This window comes from Actinomadura fibrosa (genome assembly GCF_900659615.1).
Classification (GTDB): Bacteria; Actinomycetota; Actinomycetes; order Streptosporangiales; family Streptosporangiaceae; genus Spirillospora; species Spirillospora fibrosa.
This window is the reverse complement of the sequence record NZ_CAACUY010000523.1, coordinates 1-1,935: the sequence shown is the minus strand read 5'-3', so window position 1 is coordinate 1,935 and position 1,935 is coordinate 1. Positions and strand designations below refer to the sequence as shown.

At 72.9% G+C, this 1,935-nt stretch carries 1 protein-coding gene and 1 pseudogene; one reads left to right on the top strand and one right to left on the bottom strand.

Annotated features, from left to right (window positions below; all coding sequences use genetic code 11):
- Positions 1–545: pseudogene (locus tag E1300_RS49355) on the bottom strand (FUSC family protein); the annotation flags it as partial.
- A gap of 172 nt (positions 546–717) precedes the next feature.
- Between E1300_RS49355 and E1300_RS49350 the strand changes: the two are divergent.
- Positions 718–1,935, top strand: a 1,218-nt coding sequence (locus tag E1300_RS49350) for a serine hydrolase domain-containing protein (protein ID WP_131764133.1), incomplete at its 3' end; no start/stop codon positions are given.

The following is a 1,935-nucleotide window of genomic DNA, read 5'->3' as shown; positions in this document are numbered from 1 at the left end:
AGCCGCGCGGCCGCCTCCAGCGCGCGGGCCGCGGCGATGCGCTGCGGCCCCTCCGGCCGGACGAGGCCGGGCGCCATGCACACGAGCCAGGCCGCGGCGGCACCGAGCAGGCCGAGGGCCAGGTGCGCCGGGACGTCCGGCAGCCGCTGCGGCACGAACGCGCAGCTCGCCGTGATGAACGTGAAGATCAGGCCGCCGGGCGGGCCCGTACGGGCCGCGTCACAGACCGCCTTGTAGGCGCCGGCCAGCAGCGCCGCCACGGCTACCCGGACGGCGACCGAGCCGGTCAGGGCCGCGGTGGTGAGGGCGATCCCCACACCGCCCAGCATCCCGAGGATCACCCAGCCGAGGACGCGCGCGCGGGCGGCGTACGGCTCGCCGTGGGCGTAGAGGGCGCAGAGCGACCCGGCGGACGTGTAGAGCGCGAGGTCGAGGCGGCCGCAGGCGAGGAGGACCAGCGCGGGGACGCCGAACGCGACGGGCGCGCTCAGCGCCGCCTTGTGCCAGATGTCGGCGGGCCGGCCAACGCGCAGGATCTCTCTCACCCCCGAAGCTTACCAAGTATTTTACTCGTAAATCAATGTGTGCGTCCGTGCTCAGGGTCCGTCCCGCACTTCGTTGCGCCGCGCCCTCGACGCGGGTCCCCGGTTCGCGGACGATCGGGGCGGAATCCCGACCGATCCCGCCCCCGGAGGTCCGATGCGTCCCCGTCCCTGGATGCTCACACTCGCGGCCGCCTCGGTGACCGTCACGCTGGCCGCCCCTCCCGCGCTCGCGGCGCCCGCGACCAAGGCCCCCGCGCTCACGGTCTCCGCGACCGGAGCCCATGCGACCGGTGCCTATGCGACCAGGGGACCCGCGGCCGCCGCGGGTGAGCCCGCTCCGCCCGCCGCCGTCGCGCAGGACCCGGCGGGCTTCGACCCGCTGCTCCCCTCGTCCCGTCCGGTGGAGCTCCGCGAGGCGTACCGCCCGCTCCAGGTGACCTACACCTACGAAGGCCAGAAGCACACGCTGGACGACTACCTCGCCCGCACCGGCACGCAGGGCTTCGTCGTCCTGGACGGCCAGGACATCGTCTTCGAGCGCTATGCCGCCGCCGACCGGGCCACGCTGTTCCAGTCGTGGTCCATGGCGAAGTCGTTCACCTCGGCCGCGTTCGGCATCGCCCTGGGCGAGGGCGCGATCCACTCGGTCGACGACACCGTCACCCAGTACCTGCCGGAGCTGAAGGGGTCCGGCTACGACGGCGTCTCGCTCCGCGACCTGCTGCGCATGTCGTCGGGCATCGAGTGGAACGAGACGACCGACGTGCCGTTCGTGCACGTCGCCGCGAGCCTCGGCTACCCGCTGCCGGAGCTGGCGAAGCAGCGCAAGCGCGGCTGGGAGCCCGGGACGCGGTTCGAGTACACGAGCATGAACTCGTTCGTGCTCTCGTGGGTCGTGGCGAGGGCGACCGGCGTCCCGTACCACACCTACGTCCAGCGGAAGATCTGGGAGCCCGCCGGGATGGCGTCCAAGGCCTACCTCGGCAACGACTCCCACGGCAGCGCCATGGGCTACTGCTGCTACTACGCGACCGACCGCGACTTCGCGCGGTTCGGCCTCCTCTACCTGAACGGCGGCAGGGCCGGTGGACGCCAGGTCGTGCCCGCCTCGTGGGTGGCCGAGTCCACCCGCCCGTCCGCGCCGTTCAACCGGGGGTACGGCTTCCAGTGGTGGCTGGGGAACGAGGGCGACTTCAGCGCGAGCGGCCTCGCCGGACAGAAGATCTACGTCTCGCCCCGGTACGGCGTGGTGATCGTCAAGTCCACCCTCGCGACCGTCCTCGCCGCGGACGAGACCGGCGCGGCGTTCGAGGCGGTCGCCGCCGAGGTCGCCCGCACGCGCCCCTTGAGATCATTAGGGTCCTTCGGCGGCGGAGTAGGAGGACCGGCA